Origin of the sequence: Nocardioides sp. (genome assembly GCF_036401255.1) — a bacterium.
In the GTDB taxonomy this organism is placed as follows: domain Bacteria; phylum Actinomycetota; class Actinomycetes; order Propionibacteriales; family Nocardioidaceae; genus Nocardioides.
Map to the genome: position 1 here is coordinate 1 of NZ_DASWVI010000036.1, position 15,455 is coordinate 15,455.

The following is a 15,455-nucleotide window of genomic DNA, read 5'->3' on the forward strand; positions in this document are numbered from 1 at the left end:
AGGAACTCCACCGTGCCGGCGCCGCGGTAGCCGATCGCCTCGGCGGCCTTGCGCGCGGCGTCGTGGAGGTCGGTGCGCACCTCCTCGGGGAGCATGGGAGCCGGTGCCTCCTCGACGACCTTCTGGTGCCGCCGCTGCAAGGAGCAGTCGCGCTCGCCGTACACACTGGTGTTGACGATCTGCACCTCGACGTGCCGACCTCGCTCGACGTAGGGCTCGACGAACACCGTGCCGTCGCCGAACGCCGAGGCCGCCTCGGCGCGCGCCTTCTCGATCTCGCCCGGCAGGTCGGCCAGGGTGCGCACGATGCGCATACCGCGGCCGCCGCCACCTGCCGAGGCCTTGACCAGCAGCGGGAGGTCGGCCTCGGTCGGCTCGTCCGGCGCCTCGAGCACCGGCACCCCGGCGGCCTTCATGATCTCCTTGGCCCGGATCTTCGACCCCATCGCCTCGATCGACTCCGGCGCGGGGCCGACCCAGGTCAGACCGGCGTCGATCACCGCCCGGGCGAACTCGGCGTTCTCGGACAGGAAGCCGTAACCGGGGTGGATCGCGTCGGCGCCCGAGCGGCGCGCGGCCTCGAGCACCAGGTCGACGCGCAGGTAGGTCTCGGCCGGCGCGTTGCCGGGCAGCCGCACGGCGTGGTCGGCCTCGCGGACGTAGGGCAGGGCGGCGTCGGCGTCGGAGTGGACCGCGACGGTCTCGATGCCGAGCGCGCGGCAGGTGCGGAACACCCGCGAGGCGATCTCGGCGCGGTTGGCGACAAGGAGTCGGGTTATCACTCTTGGCTCCCTTGGTTTCGAGGCTCGCAAGCTCGCGCCTCAACCGGCGGGAGCGAGCGCACCACGGTGGTTGAGGTGCGAGGAGCGCTTGCGACGAGCCTCGAAACCACCTGTTGCTTGATCACGGCCTGAACACCCCGAATCGGTCGGTGCCGACGTACGGCTTGTTCTCGATCACGGACAGGCAGATGCCCAGGATCGTGCGGGTGTCGCGGGGGTCGATGACGCCGTCGTCATAGAGCATCCCCGAGAGGAAGTGCGGCAACGACTGCTCCTCGATCTGGGCCTCGACGATCTCCTTGATGCCCTTGAAGCCCTCGGCGTCGAACACCTCGCCCTTCGCCTCAGCCGACTGGCGCGCGACGATCTCGAGCACGCCGGCGAGCTGCTGGGGCCCCATGACCGCGGACTTCGCCGAGGGCCAGGTGAACAGGAACCGCGGGTCGTAGGCGCGACCGTTCATGCCGTAGTTGCCGGCGCCGTACGACGCTCCCATGATCACGCTCAGGTGCGGGACGGTGGAGTTGCTGATCGCGTTGATCATCATCGCGCCGTGCTTGATGATGCCGCCCTGCTCGTACTCCTTCCCGACCATGTAGCCGGTGGTGTTGTGCAAGAACAGCAGGGGCGTGTCGGTCTGGTTGGCCAGCTGCACGAACTGCGTGGCCTTCTGCGCCTCCTCGGAGAACAGCACGCCCTGGGCGTTGGCGAGGATGCCGACCGGCCGGCCGTGGATCTTCGCCCAGCCCGTGACGAGCGACGGCCCGTACAGCGGCTTGAACTCGTCGAAGACCGCGCCGTTGGTGGCGGAGACCCCGTCGCAGATGCGCCGGATCACCTCGCGCGGGTCGAACGGCTCCTTGAGGTCGCTCGGGATCAGGTCCAGCAGGTCCTCAGGATCCGCGTCGGGCTCGGCATAGGTCTCGATACGCCCGCTCGTTCCTCGCGGGCTACTCGACCACCGATCTTCGTTGGTCGAGTAGTGAGCGCCAGCGAGCGTATCGAGACCCGGCGTGGCCTTGCGCCAGTTGAGCCGCGCGACGATGCGCCGGCCGATCCGGATCGCGTCGAGCTCGTCCTCCGCGAGGTAGTCGGCCAGCCCGGAGATCCGCGCGTGCATCTCGGCGCCGCCGAGCGACTCGTCGTCGGACTCCTCACCGGTCGCCATCTTCACCAGCGGCGGGCCGCCGAGGAAGACCTTGGCCTGCTCCTTGACCATCACCGTGTAGTCGGACATGCCGGGCACGTAGGCACCACCGGCGGTGGAGTTGCCGAACACCAGCGCGATCGTCGGCTCCTTGCGAGCGCTGGCGCGGGTGATGTCGCGGAACAGCTTGCCGCCCGGGATGAAGATCTCCTTCTGGGTCGGCAGGTCCGCACCGCCGGACTCGACCAGCGACACGGTCGGCAGGCCGTTCTCCTCGGCGATCTGCGAGGCCCGGAAGATCTTCTTGACCGTCCACGGATTGGAGGCGCCGCCCTTCACCGTCGGGTCGTTGGCGGTGATCATGCACTCGACGCCCTCGATGACGCCGATGCCGGTGACGACCGAGGCGCCGACGGGGAAGTCCGAGCCCCAGCCCGCCAGCGGGCTGAGCTCGAGGAACGCCGAGCCCTCGTCGATGAGCAGCTCGATGCGCTCGCGGGGCAGCAGCTTGCCGCGGGCGTGGTGGCGCTCGACGTACTTCGGCCCGCCGCCGGCGACCGCCTTGGCGTGCTCGGTGTCGAGGGCGTCCAGCTTCTCCAGCATGGCCGTCCGGTGATCGCTCATGCCTCCACGACCTTCTTCATCCGCTCCAAGGTGGTGCGCATCCCCTTCTCGTTGGTGCGGCCGCGCAGCCTGCCGAGCAGCAGCCAGTAGGCGCGCAGGTAGAGCTTCGGCTCGAGCCGGAAGTACTCCGTGACCCGAGTGCCGGCGCCGTCGGGCTCCAAGCGGTAACCCCAGTTGTTGACGGCGACCTCCTCGGTGCCGACCCGGAACTCGAACACCTGGTTCGGCTCGCACTTCGTCACCTGGCACGGGGTCCAGTACGTCGGACCCACGCCGTTGCGCTTCACGTGGCCCTTGAAGTACGCGCCGACCTCGGGGCCGGTCGAGCCGCGGGTCCACCGCGCCTCGAACGTCTCGGGTGAGAACTCCCCGATCCGGGTGACGTCGCTGACCAGCGCCCACACCTTCTCCGGCGGCGCGTCCATGCGGAGCGAGACCTCGCCCCTCATCGCGTGTACCCCAGCAGCTTCGCGGCGAGATCAGTCAGCACCTCGGTCGCACCTCCTCCGATCGGCAGGATCCGGGCGTCGCGGTAGTGCCGCTCGACCTCGGTCCCGTGCATGTATCCCGTCCCGCCGTGCAGCTGGACGGCCTGGTCGCAGACATAGGTCGCGGCGTCGCACGCGGTCTGCTTGGCCAGGCACACCGCGGCGATGACGCTCTCGCCGGCCGCGTGCCGGCGGGCCACCTCGCGGGTGTAGGTCCGGGCCACCTCGACCTGCCGCCGCATCTCGACGAGCTTGTGACGCACCACCTGGTTGGCGATCAGCGGCTTGCCGAACGTCTCCCGGTCGCGGCAGTACGCCGTGGTCAGCTCGAGCGACCGGGCGGCGATGCCGTAGGCGTGCACGGCCAGCGCCAGCCGCTCGACCACGAACTGCTCGGCGATGTAGTAGAAGCCGGCGTTCTCCTCACCGACCAGGTTGGCGACCGGCACCTCGACGTCGACGAACGACAGCTCGGCGGTGTCGGAGCAGTGCCAGCCCATCTTGGCCAGCGACCGGTCGACGGTGAATCCGGGCGTGCCCTTCTCGATCACCAGCAGCGACAGGCCCGCGTGGCCCGCCTCGCCGGTGCGGACCGCGGTGGTGACGAAGTCGGCGCGCACCCCGCTGGTGATGAACGTCTTGGCGCCGTTGACGACGTAGACGTCGCCGCGGCGTACGGCGGTCGTGCGCAGCCCGGCCACGTCGGAGCCGCCGCCGGGCTCGGTGACGCCGAGCGCCCCGATCTTCTCCCCGGCCAGCGTGGGCCGGACGAACCGGTCGACCAGGTCGGGCGATCCGTGCGCGGCGATGTGCGGCAGCGCGATGCCGCCGGTGAACAGCCCTGCCATCAGGCCGCTGGACGCACCGGCCTCGAACATGGCTTCCTGCAGGTCGATGGTGTCGAGGACGTCGCCGCCCTCGCCGCCGACCGCCTCGGGGAACGAGATGCCGAGCAGGCCCTGCTTGGCGGCCGCGAGGTGCAGCCCGCGCGGGATCTCGCCGGCGTCCTCCCACTCCTGGAGGTGGGGCGCCACCTCGCGGCGGACGAACTCCGCCCCCAGCTCACGGATCGCACTCATCAGAGCAGCCCTTCTTGAACGTTGACCATCCGGGACCGCACCCACTCGCCGAGGCCCTTGGCCTGCGGGTCGAACCGGGTCGACGCGGCGACGCCGGCGCCGAGCAGGCCGCGGATCAAGACGTTGACACCGCCGAGGTTCGGCAGCACGAAGACCTCGACCTCGAGGTCGGCCGCCTCGGGCACGAGCTCGCGGATCTTGCGCGGCGTGATCAGCTTCGCCAGCCAGGTCACGCGGGCGTCGTACTTGCCCGAGCCGTCGTTGACGACCCACAGCCCGAGGTTGGCGTCGCCGCCCTTGTCGCCGGAGCGCGCGTGGACGAACGTGCCGAGCGGCACCCGGCGGGTCAGCGAGTCCGTGGGCGCCGGGAACGGCGAGGGCCGCCGACCGGCGTCCTGGTCGGGGTCGGCGAGCTCGGGTGGGTCGGCGATCACCTCGCGGCGGCCGTCGGCGTGCACGACCGTGTGGGTGACCGCGTCGCGGTCGACGTACTCCGCGCGGTAGACGCCGTACGGCGTGGGCTGCGCGGGCGGGGCGGTCATCGTGAAGCCGGGGTACGACGCGAGCGCGAGCTCGACCGCCGCGCCGGTGAAGCCGCGGCCGACCGGGTCGGGCCGGTCGTCCATCACCGTGCAGCGCAGCAGGCTGGACGCGCCCTCCTCGGTGTCGGCGTCGGGCGGCGGGATCGCGGCCAGGCTCCAGTGGACCTCGCGGGCGGTCAGCGCGGGGGCGAGCTGCTCGCGCACCCAGTCGGCCTTGGCCTCGATGTCCAGGCCGGTCAGCACGAACTCCACGGTGTTGCGGAACCCGCCCAGCGCGTTGACGCACACCTTGAGCCGCTCGGGCGGCGCCTCGCCGCGCACCCCGCTGATCTCCACCCGGTCGTGCCCGACCTCGGCCAGCGAGATCGTGTCGAGGAGCGTGGTCACGTCGGGGTTGAGGTAGCGGGTGCCCTGGATCTCGTACATGAGCTGCGCGGTGACGGTGTCGACCGTGACCGCGCCGCCCGTGCCGGGGTGCTTGGTGATCACGCTCGAGCCGTCGGCGGCGAGCTCGGCGAGCGGGAAGCCCAGCGGCCGGCCGTCGTGGGGCAGGCTGCGGAAGCCCGAGAAGTTGCCGCCGGTGGCCTGGGTGCCGCACTCGAGCACGTGGCCGGCGACGACGGCGCCGGCGAGCTCGTCGTACGACGTCGGCGTCCAGCCGTGGTGCGCGACCGCGGGTCCGACCACCAGGCTCGCGTCGGTGACCCGACCGGTGACGACCACGTCGGCGCCGGCGGCCAGCGCGGCCGCGATGCCGAAGCCGCCGAGGTAGGCGTTGGCGGTCAGCGCGCCCTCGCTGAGCCCGAGCTCCGAGGCGACCGGGCGCAGGTCGTCGCCCTCGATGTGGGCGACCTGCGGGTCGAGGCCGAGGCCGCGGGCGACCTCGCGGATCCGGTCGGCGAGGCCGGCGGGGTTGAGCCCGCCCGCGTTGCTGACGATCCGCACGCCGCGCTCGAGCGCGAGCCCGAGGGCGTCCTCGAGCTGGCGCAGGTGCGTCTTGGCGTAGCCGAGCGCCGGATCCTTCATCGTGTCCTTGCCGAGGATGAGCATGGTCAGCTCGGCCAGGTAGTCGCCGGTGAGGACGTCGAGCGGTCCGCCCTCGAGCATCTCCCGCATCGCCGAGAGCCGGTCGCCGTAGAACCCCGAGCAGTTCCCGATCCGGACCGGTGGTTGAGGAAGGCGTTCTGCGCCTGTCTCGAAACCACTCATCGCTTCCGCCTCCCCTCGCCCGCCGGCCCGGCGAACGCCTGCGCGATGGCCAGCCACTGCTCGGCGTCGGCCCCGGTCGCGACCAGGTCGGTGTCGTCGCGGTGCACGCGCTGGGTCACCAGCAGGCAGAAGTCGTACGCCGCGCCGCGCACCGACTGTGCGGCGTCCTCCGGGCCCCATGTCCAGAGGCCGCCCGACGGCGCGGTGAGCTCGATGCGGAACTCCTCGGCCGGTGCGTCGAGCCCGTGCACCGAGAACGCGAAGTTGCGGGTGCGTACGCCGAGGTGCACGACGTGCCGCACCCGGTCGGTACGTTCGGGGCGCATCTCGAGGGCGTCGTACACGTCGAGGGCGTGCGCCCAGGTCTCCATGAACCGCGCGGTCGCCATCGACGCCGGCGACATCGGCGGGCCGAACCACGGCATCTTCTCCCCCGCCGGGTAGTCCCGCAGCGCCTCCCGCAGCGCGGCGCGGGCGGTGCCCCAGCGTGCGAGCATCGCCTCGGGCCGCAGCCGAGCCACCTCCATCGCCTGGGCGTCGACGTAGCCGGTGGGGTCCTCGATCGCCTCGAGCACGACCGCGTCCCAGGCCTGCTTGCCCTCGGGGGTACGGGCACCGGCCGCGAGCACCGCGACCTCGTCGGTCCAGAGCAGGTGCGCGACCTGGGTCGCGACCGTCCAGCCGGGCGCGGGCGTCGGCGTCAGCCAGCCGTCGTCGTCGAGGCCGGCGACGGCGTTCCAGAGCCGGTCGCCCTCGGCCTGGAGGTCGTCGAGGAGGTCGTCGAGCAGGTTGCCGGAGGTCATGCGGTCTCCTTGAGGTGCTGGTCGAGCACGTCGGCCCAGCGGTCGAGGATCCGCCCGCGGCGGCGGGCGTCGTCGGTGATCGTGTTGGCCAGGCCCAGGCCGCGGACCAGGTCGAGGGTGGCCTGGACGAGCTCGCGGGTGCCCGGGACGGCTTCGTCGGCGCCGAGCAGCTCGACGGTCATCCGGTGGGTCTCGCGGCCGACCCGCTGCTCGAGCGGGCCGACGGCGTTCATCAGCGCCTCGTCGGTGCGCGCGGCGACCCAGAGCTCGAGCGCGGCGGTGAACACCGGGCCGGTGAAGTGGTCGCCGAGCATCTGCAGCACCGCACGCGTGCGCCGGCGGCCGGTCGGCAGCGCGGCCGCCGCGGTCGCGAGCTCCGCGGCCCGCTTCTCGGTGAGGTGCTCGACCGCGGCGACGACCAGGTCGTTCTTGGTCGGGAAGTGGTGCAGCTGCGCCCCGCGGCTCACCCCCGCGCGCTCGGAGACCAGCGTGGTCGACGTGCCGGCGAAGCCGCGCTCGACCAGGCACTCGACCGTCGCCTCCAGGAGGCGAGCGCGCATCAGCCGGGTCCGCTCCTCCTGAGGGACTCGTGTGCTGCCTGCCGTCGTCACCGGCACAGCATGGCGGGCTCAACAACAAACAGTCAAGACTGACTTTTTGTGTCTCTCAGTCCAGTCGGGACACCAGCGGCAGCCGGGAGCGGGCGCTCACCCCGACGACCAGGGCGGTCAGCAGCGGGAGGGCGAGGACCACGCCACCGACGAGCAGCCAGGGGACGTCGAGGAAGGGCCCGGTGTCGGAGTAGTCCGGCGCCGTGAGCGGGTAGGTGATCGCGATGCCGGGGATGAACCCCACCGCGGCGCCGAGCACGGCGCCGACCAGCCCGACGACCAGGGCGTAGGCCGCCGCGATCGCCCGGCGGCGACGCGGCGAGGCCCCCACCGCCGACAGGGTCGCGAGGTCGGGGCGGGCGTCGGACAGGGCCAGGAACGTCGCGGTCAGCGTGCCGCCGAGCATGAGCACGGCGCCGAGGCCGGCCAGGACCAGTTGGATGATCACGGTCTCTTCCCGGGCCTGGTAGCCGCGCTCGACGTAGAACCCGGCCTGCGGCGAGGCGGCCGAGACGGCCTCGGAGATGTCGGTCGTGATCTCGTCGGAGAGGTCGGCAGCGTCGAAGACCAGCCCGACCGTGTCGGTCCGCAGGCCGAGCCCCGCGGCCACCTCGGGCGAGAGCACCGCGCGGGGACCGTAGGCCGTGTCCCCGACGTGGATCGTGAGCGCCTCTGCGGCCACCCGGACGCGCGCGGGCCGCCCGGGTCCCTCGTAGTCGACCGCAGCGAGCTGCACGTCCCCCGCGCCGGAGGCGCCGGTGGTGAAGACGACCGCGCCGCCGGCCGCGAGGGCACGGGTCGCCTCTGTCACGTCCTCAGCCGGGACGCCGGGCAGTCGCGCGACGCCGTCGCCGTCGTCGACGAGGATCGCCGACGCCAGGGGTCCGCCGTAGACATCCAGCTCCAGCGGCTCGCCGTCGCGGCGGGCGGTGAGCTCGACCGCCCCGGTGGTGCCGGTGACCCGCCGGACCGGGACGCCGGGCGCCTCACGCTCGACCGCGACCGCGAGCCTGTCCCAGTCCGGGTGCCGGCGGTAGTCGGTGACGGCGGCGATCCCCATCGGGAGCTGCTGGCTGTACGTCGCCTCGTTCTCCGCCTCGTCGCTCGTGACCGAGATGCCGAGCGCGACCACCCCGGCGACGGTCGCGGCGACCGCGGCCACAGCCGGCACGGTGCGGGTGCGGTGCCGCGCGGCATCGCGGGCGGCATAGCGCATCGCGAGCGGGAGTCGGCCGGAGACCCGGCTCAGGCCGACGACGACGAGGGGGACGAGCGAGATCATCCCCAGGACCGCGACGACCGCCGAGCCCGCGATGACGAACTCGCCGTTCTGGGCATGGGCGCCGTACGCCGACCCGGCGACGCCGGCGCCCAGCAGCGCGACGCCGAGCAGCGGTGAGCGCAGCGACACCGGGCGGTCGGCCCGGCGGCCGGCGAGGACCGCGACGACGTCGTGCCGCGACGCGATCCAGGCCGGGACCGCGGCGGCCAGCACGGCGCTGACCAGTCCGAACCCGGCGATGCCGAGCAGATGCAGCCACGGCACGTCGAACGGCCCGAACCAGGTGGTCGACCAGCGCTGGACCACCGGGACCAGGGCCCAGCCGAGCCCGATCCCCAGCGCGACCCCGAGCACTGCCGCAACGCCACCGAGCACCAAGCCGCCGGCGAGCACCACCCGGCGCGCCTGGGCCGGCGTCCCGCCCGCGACCGCCATCAGCGCCAGGCTGCGCGCCTGCCGCCGGGCACTCACGGCGAACGCCGGCCCGGCCAGCAGCACGACCTCGAGCAGCGCCATCACCACGATGAGCACGACCGCGGCGACGTACCCGTCGTCGGAGCCGCTGCTCCAGGCGCGGATCTCCTCGGGGATCTCGGAGTCGGGCGGCGGGTCTGCGACCACCGCCCGGGAGAGGACGACCGCCCCGAGGGCATTGAGCCGTTCCACGGTGGCCCAGGAGACCGGTCCGCCGGCGACCAGCCAGCTGGCGCCCGCGTAGTCCCGCTCGAGGCCGAGGCTGCCGACCGGCCCGGCGACCGCGGGCGTGCTGCGCACGGTCGCGGACTCCGCCGCGCCCACGATGACCGGCGTGGGGGCGTCCTTGCCCCCCAGCTCGAGCCGGTCGCCGACGGCATAGCCCTTGTCGAGGAGGGCCTGGTTGACCACGACCTCACCGGCATCACCCGGCAGCCGGCCGGACGTCAGGTCGACGAGGCCGGCCGCGACGGGGTCCGCGAGGTCGACCTCGAGGGCCTCCGCCCAGCCGACTCCGCTCTCGGTGCGCACGTCGACGCCTCCGGCCCGCTGCTCGACCAGCCGGGCGCCACCCAGCACCGCCGAGACCTCGGCGGCGGTCGGCGGATCCTGCTTGCGGCCGTCGGTCGAGCTCCCGTCCCAGGGATCGAAGGCCTGGATCATCGGACGGCCCTCCGCCGGCACGCTCACCTGGGCCGAGGCGGCGCCGAGGCGGCGGTCGAGTGACTCCACGCCGCTGACGTCCTGGGTGCGGATCAGCACGTCGGCCGCGGTGACCGCGAGCACGGGCAGCGCGATCATCACGATCACCAGCACCGAGCGCCCCTTGGCCCGCAGGGCCTCGCGGGCGGCGACCCGGAGGGCCAGCCGCCACGCGGAGAGCCGGTTCACCGGGAGGCGCCCGACTCGAGCAGCGACTCGGCGGGGTCCGCGCCGGTCACGTCGACGACGATGCCGTCGCGCAGGAACACGACCCGGTCGGCCCACGCGGCGTGACGTGCCTCGTGGGTGACGAGGACCCCGGCGGCGCCGGCGTCGCAGCGCGCCCGCAGCAGCCGCAGGACGTCCTCGCCGGTCTCGCTGTCGAGGGCGCCGGTGGGCTCGTCGGCCAGGATCAGCCGCCGCTCCCCGACGACCGCGCGCGCGATCGCGACCCGCTGCTGCTGACCGCCGGACATGTGGTCGGGGAACCGGTCGGCGAGGTCGGCGATGCCGACCTCCTCGAGCGCCTGCCGGGCCCGGGCCCGCGCGGTCCGGGTGCGTACGCCGTCGAGCTCGAGCGGCAGCGCGACGTTCTCGACCGCCGACAGCGCCGGGATCAGGTTGAAGTCCTGGAAGACGTAGCCGATCGACGTACGCCGCATCCGCGCCCGGCCGGTGCTGCCGAGCGTGGCGAGGTCGGTGCCCTCGACCGACACCGTGCCGGAGGTGGGGGTGTCCAGGCCGCCGGCCAGCGTCAGCAGCGTCGACTTGCCCGACCCCGAGGGACCCATCACCGCGACCAGCTCGCCCGCGGAGGCCGAGAACGAGACCTCCCGCAGGGCCCGGACCTCGGTCTCGCCCTCGCCATGGATCCGGGTCACCGCGTCGAGGTGGAGCACCGCGCTCACCGGGGCACTCATCGGGCGTCCTCCGCGGTCTCGAGGAGCTCGCGCTCCTGCCTGCCGCAGGCGTGGGCGGCCCGGATCCGCGCCGCGCTCTGGCGCAGCCACTCGGTCTCGGACTCGCGCAGCCGGTGGGCGTGCTCGAGGTCGAACGTCGCCCTCATCGCACGACCTCCCCGTTCTCGTCGCGGACGGCGGCGACCTCGCCCGCCGCGGTGGCCGCCGGCCGGTCCAGGGCGGCCCGGCGCAGCCGCGCCTCGCAGTGGTCGAGCCACCGGATCTCGGCCTCGGCGCCGAACACGAGGGAGTCCAGGACCAGGCCCCACGCCAGGTCGGCGCGGTCGGTCGACTCCCCGGCGTCGGGCCCGCGGCGCTTGAGCCGGGTGTAGTCCTGCAGCGCGGCCATCGTCGCCGAGCGCTGCTGCTGGATGACCGTGCCGACATCGACGCCGGGGACCGTCACCGCGAGCGCGAGCTTGATCGCGAGCTCGTCGCGCGGGGGCTGGGTGCGCGCGACCGGGGTGGTGAACCAGGTCGCGACCTCCTCGCGACCCGCCGGGGTGGCGCGATAGACGACGTGGCCCTCGGCGTCCGCGCCGGTGCCCTCGACCAGCCCGTCGCGCTCGAGCCGGGTCAGGGTCGTGTAGACCTGCCCGACGTTGAGCGGCCAGGTCTGGCCGGTGCGCCGCTCGAACTCGGCGCGCAGCTGGTAGCCGTACATCGGCCCCTGCTCCAGCAGCGCCAACAGTGCCTGCCTGACCGACATCGCGCCTCCCCGGCGAGGTGTGCCACCGACCCCCGTGGCGGTGGATACCGGGTATGTATACCACGTATGCACCCCAGCGGCGACCGCGCGTCACTACGCTGTGGGCCATGTCCGACTCCGGGAACCCCCAGGACCCCTCCGCCAACCCCTACGGTCCGCCGCCGCCCTCCGCGCAGCCCGCGCCCCCGCCCTATGGCCAGCCCGCGCCGCCGCCGTACGGCCAGCCCGCGCCGCCGCCGTACGGGCAGCAGCCCTACGGTCAGCAGCCGCCGTACGGGCAGCCCTACGGCACGCCCGTCCCTGCCTACGACTACGCCCACTGGGGCAAGCGGGTCGGCGGCTACCTGCTCGACAGCCTGTTCACGCTGCTGGTCTCGCTGCCGGCCTACGGCCTGTTCTTCGCCGGCATGGCCGTCGGCAGCAAGGACATGGAGACCTACACCGACTCCGCGGGCGTCAGCCACACCACCGGCGAGTGGGACAACGCGGGCACGCCGCTGGTGATCCTCGGGGCGGTGCTGTTCCTGCTGCCGCTGGCGTTCTTCATCTGGAACACCTGCCTGCGGCAGGGTCGCACCGGCTACAGCCTCGGCAAGGGCATCGTCGGCATCCGGCTGATCGGCGAGCGGGACGGGCAGCCGATCGGTGGCGGCATGTCGTTCGTGCGCTACCTGCTGCACTTCCTCGACAGCCTGGCCTGCTACCTGGGCTGGCTGTGGCCGTTGTGGGACGCCAAGCGGCAGACGTTCGCGGACAAGATCCTCAGCTCCGTCGTCGTCAACCAACCCAAGTCCCAGGTGCGGTAGGCGCGCATGGCCACCGTCGTCCGGGGCGTGCGCCTGACCGACCACGTCGTCGAGGCGCCGCTCGACCACGCGGACCCGGACGGGCCGACGATCGAGGTGTTCGCGCGCGAGGCGGTCGCCGCCGACCGAGCGGGCGAGGACCTGCCGTGGCTGCTGTTCCTGCAGGGCGGACCGGGCGGCAAGTCACCCCGGCCCGGCAGCGGTGCCGGCGACGCCTGGGTGTGGCACGCCGCGCAGACCCACCGGGTGCTGCTGCTCGACCAGCGCGGCACCGGCCGCAGCACGCCGATCACCGCGCGGACCGTCGCGGGGATGCCGGACCCCGAGCTCGCGGCGTACCTGCGCCACTTCCGAGCCGACGCGATCGTCGACGACGCCGAAATGCTGCGGCGCCGTGTCGCCGGCGGCCAGCCGTGGGAGACGCTGGGGCAGAGCTACGGCGGGTTCGTGACGATGACCTACCTGTCGCGCGCGCCGGAGGCACTGCGGGCCTGCTACGTCACCGGCGGGCTGCCGGGCCTCACCGCCACGGCCGACGACGTCTACGCGCGGACGTTCCCGCGGATCGCCCGCAAGAACGCCGAGTTCCATGCCCGGCACCCCGGCGACGCCGAGCGGCTGCGCGCGATCGCGGACCACCTCGACGAGCACGACGTGCGGCTGCCCGACGGCGACCGGCTGACCGCACGCCGGCTGCGGACGCTCGGGATGGCGTTCGGGATGAGCGACGGCTACGACCGCGTGCACTGGCTGCTCGAGGAGGCCTGGCACGGTGCCGAGCTGGCCGACGGGTTCCGGCACGCAGTGATGGCGATGACCGGATGGGTGGACACCCCGATCGGGGTGCTGCAGGAGTTCACCTACGGCCAGCCCGGCATGGCGCCCACGGCGTGGGCGGCGCAACGCGCGATCGAGCAGCGGCCGGATTTCGCCGCCGACGCCGACCCGCTGCTGCTCACCGGCGAGACGATGTTCCCCTGGATGTTCGAGGAGATCGCGGCGCTGCGGCCGTTCCGCGGGGCGGCCGACCTGCTGGCGGCGTACGACGACTGGCCGGCGCTCTACGACCTCGACCGGCTCGCGGCCAACGAGGTGCCGGTCGCGGCGATCGTCTACTTCGACGACATGTACGTCGATGCCGAGCTGTCGCTGGACACCGCCCGGCGCGTCGGCAACGTGCGGACCTGGGTCACCAACGAGTGGGAGCACGACGGGCTCCGCGCCGACGCCGGGCGGATCCTGCCGCGGCTGATCGAGATGGCCGGGCGGTAGCAGCCGGGCACTTCTCCTCCACGGTCTCGGGACGTAGTCCTCTGGCGTCGCCGCCGGAGGGCGCGCCGACCATGCCTTGTGGCGCCCTGATGCTGATCGAGCGACGGGCTCCCGTCCTTGCGGCGAGACAGGAGACGACGATGGCCGCAACTCCCACAGTTCATGCCCACCTCCACCGACCGGCGATCAGCCGGCAAGAACTCGCCTTCGGCTGGCCGCACCGGGTCGCCGCGGGTCTCCTGGTGCTCCTCGGCGCCGGGTTCGTCACGGTCACCTTGGCCGCCAACCTCGTCAACGTCGGCCCCGCGTTCGACCGGCTGACCGACGACTTCCGTCCGATCATGACCCAGCAGGCGCTGCGGACCGATCAGCAGGACATCGACACCCTGGCCGCGGCCGGGTCCGAGATCCAGACCGAGATGCTGCCCGCGCTGGCCCAGCAGCTCGGCATGTCCGCCGACGAGTTCTCCACGATGATGGCCGAGCAGTACCCCGACGTCACGGCCGGGCTCGCCGCGGTCCCGCAGATCACGCCGAGCTTCACCTCGCTCGTGGCCACGCTCGACGAACAGCGTCCGTACTTCGCCGACGCCGATGCCATCCCGACCGAGTCCGTGCCCGCCACGTCGGTCCCGTGGTCGCTGTTGACCGTCGGCGTGCTGGCGGCGGGGCTCGGCGTCTGGGTCTGGTACCGGCCGCGCGGGAGCGCCGTCGCCGCGACCGTCGTCGGTGCGCTGCTGATCGCGGCGCCCCTCGCCTTGGGCATGCCGGACAAGGCCGCCTCGGCCGACACCATGAACGAGAACCTCGACCCGGTGTACAACCAGGAGCTGATCACCCAGGCCTCGGGCTCCCTCGCCACGCTCTCGGCGATGGGCACGGAGATGCAGCAGAGCATGATGCCGGACCTGGCGGCCCGGCTGCAGATGTCGCCCGAGGAGCTGAACACCTTCTTCGCGCAGAACTTCCCGGCCACGACCGCCGCCCTCGCCGCACTGCCGGACTCGTTGGGGCGGTTCCAGGACATGGTCGCGAGGTTCGACAGCTCCCTGGACAACTACGAGACGCTCAAGCCCGTCTCGTTCGAGCCGATCGTCTGGTTCATGATCGGTGGCGGCGCAGCGCTGCTCCTGCTGGGTGGAGCGGGCGTGCTGATCACCTGGCGGACCGGGAGCACACCCGCCACGACCTGACCGAGCCGGGGACCGGCGCGCGTCAGCGGTAGGTGAGCGACGCGCCCTCGAGGTGAGGGTGCTCGTTGAACGACAGCAGCCGCGCGCCGGTCGAGCCGACCACCACGCGGGTCACCGAGGAGTTCACGACCACGGTGTTGAAGCGGCTCCACAGCCGCGCGTAGGTGGCCGGGTCGTCGCCGTCGGGGTCGACCAGGGCCGCGCACGCGGCGGCGATCGGCCCCCCGGAGCTGACCACGACGACGGTGCCGCCCGGCCCGGCGTCCGCGCAGGCGCGGTCGAGGGCCTCGCGCACCCGTCGGACGAACCCGCGCCACGACTCGGGGTAGTCCGCGTCGTACCCGCCCGCGGTCCACCGCTGCGTCGCGAGCTCAAAGACCCGCTGGAACTCGCGGCGGTCGAGCTCGCCCTCGGGGCGATCGGGGTAGGCCGCCACCACACCGAGGTGGTCGAACTCGTCCCAGCCGAGGTCGACCTGGACCTCGTGCTCCCAGCCGGCCGCGGCGGCGACCGCCTCGGCGGTCTCGCGGTGCCGGCGCATCCCGCCGGTGCGGATCCGGGTCGGCGCGACGCCGCGCTCGGCCAGCCAGGTGCCCAACCGCCGGCCCTGCTCCCACCCGGTCTCGGACAGCACGTCGTAGTCGTCGGCGCCGAAGGACGCCTGCCCGTGCCGGACCAGCAGCACCACACCCATGCCGATCAACCTAGGGTGCGGCGACGCGGAGCCACCTGTCGGGTCGTGTGCCTGAGAACGGGCTAGGGACCGTCCTCAG

The 15,455-nt window shown here is 73.0% G+C and carries 15 protein-coding genes; 3 read left to right on the forward strand and 12 right to left on the reverse strand.

Annotated elements, in window-relative coordinates:
• The 11 genes from VGD85_RS01650 to VGD85_RS01700 all read right to left on the reverse strand — a co-directional run.
• Positions 1 to 782, reverse strand: a 782-nt coding sequence (locus tag VGD85_RS01650) for a biotin carboxylase N-terminal domain-containing protein (RefSeq protein WP_331061711.1), incomplete at its 3' end; no start/stop codon positions are given.
• Positions 783 to 903: 121 nt separating this feature from the next.
• Positions 904 to 2,553, reverse strand: coding sequence for an acyl-CoA carboxylase subunit beta (locus VGD85_RS01655; RefSeq protein WP_331061712.1), 1,650 nt, complete (start codon positions 2,551 to 2,553; stop codon positions 904 to 906).
• A complete protein-coding gene (locus tag VGD85_RS01660; RefSeq protein ID WP_331061713.1) occupies positions 2,550 to 3,002 on the reverse strand; it encodes an SRPBCC family protein in 453 nt (150 codons plus the stop codon). The genes VGD85_RS01655 and VGD85_RS01660 overlap by 4 nt, the downstream gene beginning before the upstream one ends.
• The gene (locus VGD85_RS01665; protein WP_331061714.1) at positions 2,999 to 4,120 is read right to left on the reverse strand and encodes an acyl-CoA dehydrogenase family protein; all 1,122 of its coding nucleotides are present in this window, start codon (positions 4,118 to 4,120) and stop codon (positions 2,999 to 3,001) included. The genes VGD85_RS01660 and VGD85_RS01665 overlap by 4 nt, the downstream gene beginning before the upstream one ends.
• Positions 4,120 to 5,871 carry an acyclic terpene utilization AtuA family protein gene (locus VGD85_RS01670; RefSeq protein ID WP_331061715.1) on the reverse strand — a complete coding sequence of 584 codons (1,752 nt, stop codon included), beginning with the start codon at positions 5,869 to 5,871 and terminating at the stop codon, positions 4,120 to 4,122. Before VGD85_RS01670 ends, VGD85_RS01665 begins: the two co-directional genes overlap by 1 nt.
• A complete protein-coding gene (locus VGD85_RS01675; protein WP_331061716.1) occupies positions 5,868 to 6,674 on the reverse strand; it encodes a TIGR03084 family metal-binding protein in 807 nt (268 codons plus the stop codon). The genes VGD85_RS01670 and VGD85_RS01675 overlap by 4 nt, the downstream gene beginning before the upstream one ends.
• Positions 6,671 to 7,234 (reverse strand): TetR/AcrR family transcriptional regulator, encoded by a 564-nt coding sequence (locus tag VGD85_RS01680; protein WP_331061717.1) that lies wholly within the window; start codon positions 7,232 to 7,234, stop codon positions 6,671 to 6,673. Before VGD85_RS01680 ends, VGD85_RS01675 begins: the two co-directional genes overlap by 4 nt.
• A 106-nt stretch (positions 7,235 to 7,340) precedes the next feature.
• Complete coding sequence (locus tag VGD85_RS01685; protein WP_331061718.1) at positions 7,341 to 9,932, reverse strand: FtsX-like permease family protein; 2,592 nt, start codon at positions 9,930 to 9,932, stop codon at positions 7,341 to 7,343.
• The gene (locus VGD85_RS01690) at positions 9,929 to 10,663 is read right to left on the reverse strand and encodes an ABC transporter ATP-binding protein (RefSeq protein ID WP_331061719.1); all 735 of its coding nucleotides are present in this window, start codon (positions 10,661 to 10,663) and stop codon (positions 9,929 to 9,931) included. Before VGD85_RS01690 ends, VGD85_RS01685 begins: the two co-directional genes overlap by 4 nt.
• Complete coding sequence (locus VGD85_RS01695; RefSeq protein WP_331061720.1) at positions 10,660 to 10,809, reverse strand: hypothetical protein; 150 nt, start codon at positions 10,807 to 10,809, stop codon at positions 10,660 to 10,662. The genes VGD85_RS01690 and VGD85_RS01695 overlap by 4 nt, the downstream gene beginning before the upstream one ends.
• Complete coding sequence (locus VGD85_RS01700) at positions 10,806 to 11,411, reverse strand: PadR family transcriptional regulator (protein WP_331061721.1); 606 nt, start codon at positions 11,409 to 11,411, stop codon at positions 10,806 to 10,808. The genes VGD85_RS01695 and VGD85_RS01700 overlap by 4 nt, the downstream gene beginning before the upstream one ends.
• 107 nt (positions 11,412 to 11,518) lie before the next feature.
• On the opposite strand from VGD85_RS01700, the gene VGD85_RS01705 reads away from it, so the two are divergent.
• The 3 genes from VGD85_RS01705 (at position 11,519) to VGD85_RS01715 (ending at position 14,682) form a co-directional block, all read left to right on the forward strand.
• Positions 11,519 to 12,217: an RDD family protein gene (locus VGD85_RS01705; RefSeq protein ID WP_331061722.1), complete on the forward strand. Its 699-nt coding sequence runs from the start codon at positions 11,519 to 11,521 to the stop codon at positions 12,215 to 12,217.
• 6 nt (positions 12,218 to 12,223) lie between these two features.
• Positions 12,224 to 13,489: an alpha/beta fold hydrolase gene (locus VGD85_RS01710; RefSeq protein WP_331061723.1), complete on the forward strand. Its 1,266-nt coding sequence runs from the start codon at positions 12,224 to 12,226 to the stop codon at positions 13,487 to 13,489.
• Positions 13,490 to 13,629: 140 nt separating this feature from the next.
• On the forward strand, positions 13,630 to 14,682 hold the full coding sequence (locus VGD85_RS01715; RefSeq protein WP_331061724.1) for a hypothetical protein: 1,053 nt from the start codon (positions 13,630 to 13,632) through the stop codon (positions 14,680 to 14,682).
• A 22-nt stretch (positions 14,683 to 14,704) separates the two neighbouring features.
• Here VGD85_RS01715 and VGD85_RS01720 read toward each other — a convergent pair whose 3' ends face one another.
• Positions 14,705 to 15,376 (reverse strand): histidine phosphatase family protein, encoded by a 672-nt coding sequence (locus VGD85_RS01720; RefSeq protein ID WP_331061725.1) that lies wholly within the window; start codon positions 15,374 to 15,376, stop codon positions 14,705 to 14,707.
• Positions 15,377 to 15,455 lie beyond the last annotated feature (79 nt).

Bases quoted from the DNA above. Each gene is read 5' to 3' on its own strand.
- VGD85_RS01655 (WP_331061712.1), bottom strand. From the start codon at position 2,553: ATGAGCGATCACCGGACGGCCATGCTGGAGAAGCTGGACGCCCTCGAC.
- VGD85_RS01660 (WP_331061713.1), bottom strand. From the start codon at position 3,002: ATGAGGGGCGAGGTCTCGCTCCGCATGGACGCGCCGCCGGAGAAGGTG.
- VGD85_RS01665 (WP_331061714.1), bottom strand. From the start codon at position 4,120: ATGAGTGCGATCCGTGAGCTGGGGGCGGAGTTCGTCCGCCGCGAGGTG.
- VGD85_RS01670 (WP_331061715.1), bottom strand. From the start codon at position 5,871: ATGAGTGGTTTCGAGACAGGCGCAGAACGCCTTCCTCAACCACCGGTC.
- VGD85_RS01675 (WP_331061716.1), bottom strand. From the start codon at position 6,674: ATGACCTCCGGCAACCTGCTCGACGACCTCCTCGACGACCTCCAGGCC.
- VGD85_RS01680 (WP_331061717.1), bottom strand. From the start codon at position 7,234: ATGCGCGCTCGCCTCCTGGAGGCGACGGTCGAGTGCCTGGTCGAGCGC.
- VGD85_RS01690 (WP_331061719.1), bottom strand. From the start codon at position 10,663: ATGAGTGCCCCGGTGAGCGCGGTGCTCCACCTCGACGCGGTGACCCGG.
- VGD85_RS01695 (WP_331061720.1), bottom strand. From the start codon at position 10,809: ATGAGGGCGACGTTCGACCTCGAGCACGCCCACCGGCTGCGCGAGTCC.
- VGD85_RS01700 (WP_331061721.1), bottom strand. From the start codon at position 11,411: ATGTCGGTCAGGCAGGCACTGTTGGCGCTGCTGGAGCAGGGGCCGATG.
- VGD85_RS01705 (WP_331061722.1), top strand. From the start codon at position 11,519: ATGTCCGACTCCGGGAACCCCCAGGACCCCTCCGCCAACCCCTACGGT.
- VGD85_RS01710 (WP_331061723.1), top strand. From the start codon at position 12,224: ATGGCCACCGTCGTCCGGGGCGTGCGCCTGACCGACCACGTCGTCGAG.
- VGD85_RS01715 (WP_331061724.1), top strand. From the start codon at position 13,630: ATGGCCGCAACTCCCACAGTTCATGCCCACCTCCACCGACCGGCGATC.
- VGD85_RS01720 (WP_331061725.1), bottom strand. From the start codon at position 15,376: ATGGGTGTGGTGCTGCTGGTCCGGCACGGGCAGGCGTCCTTCGGCGCC.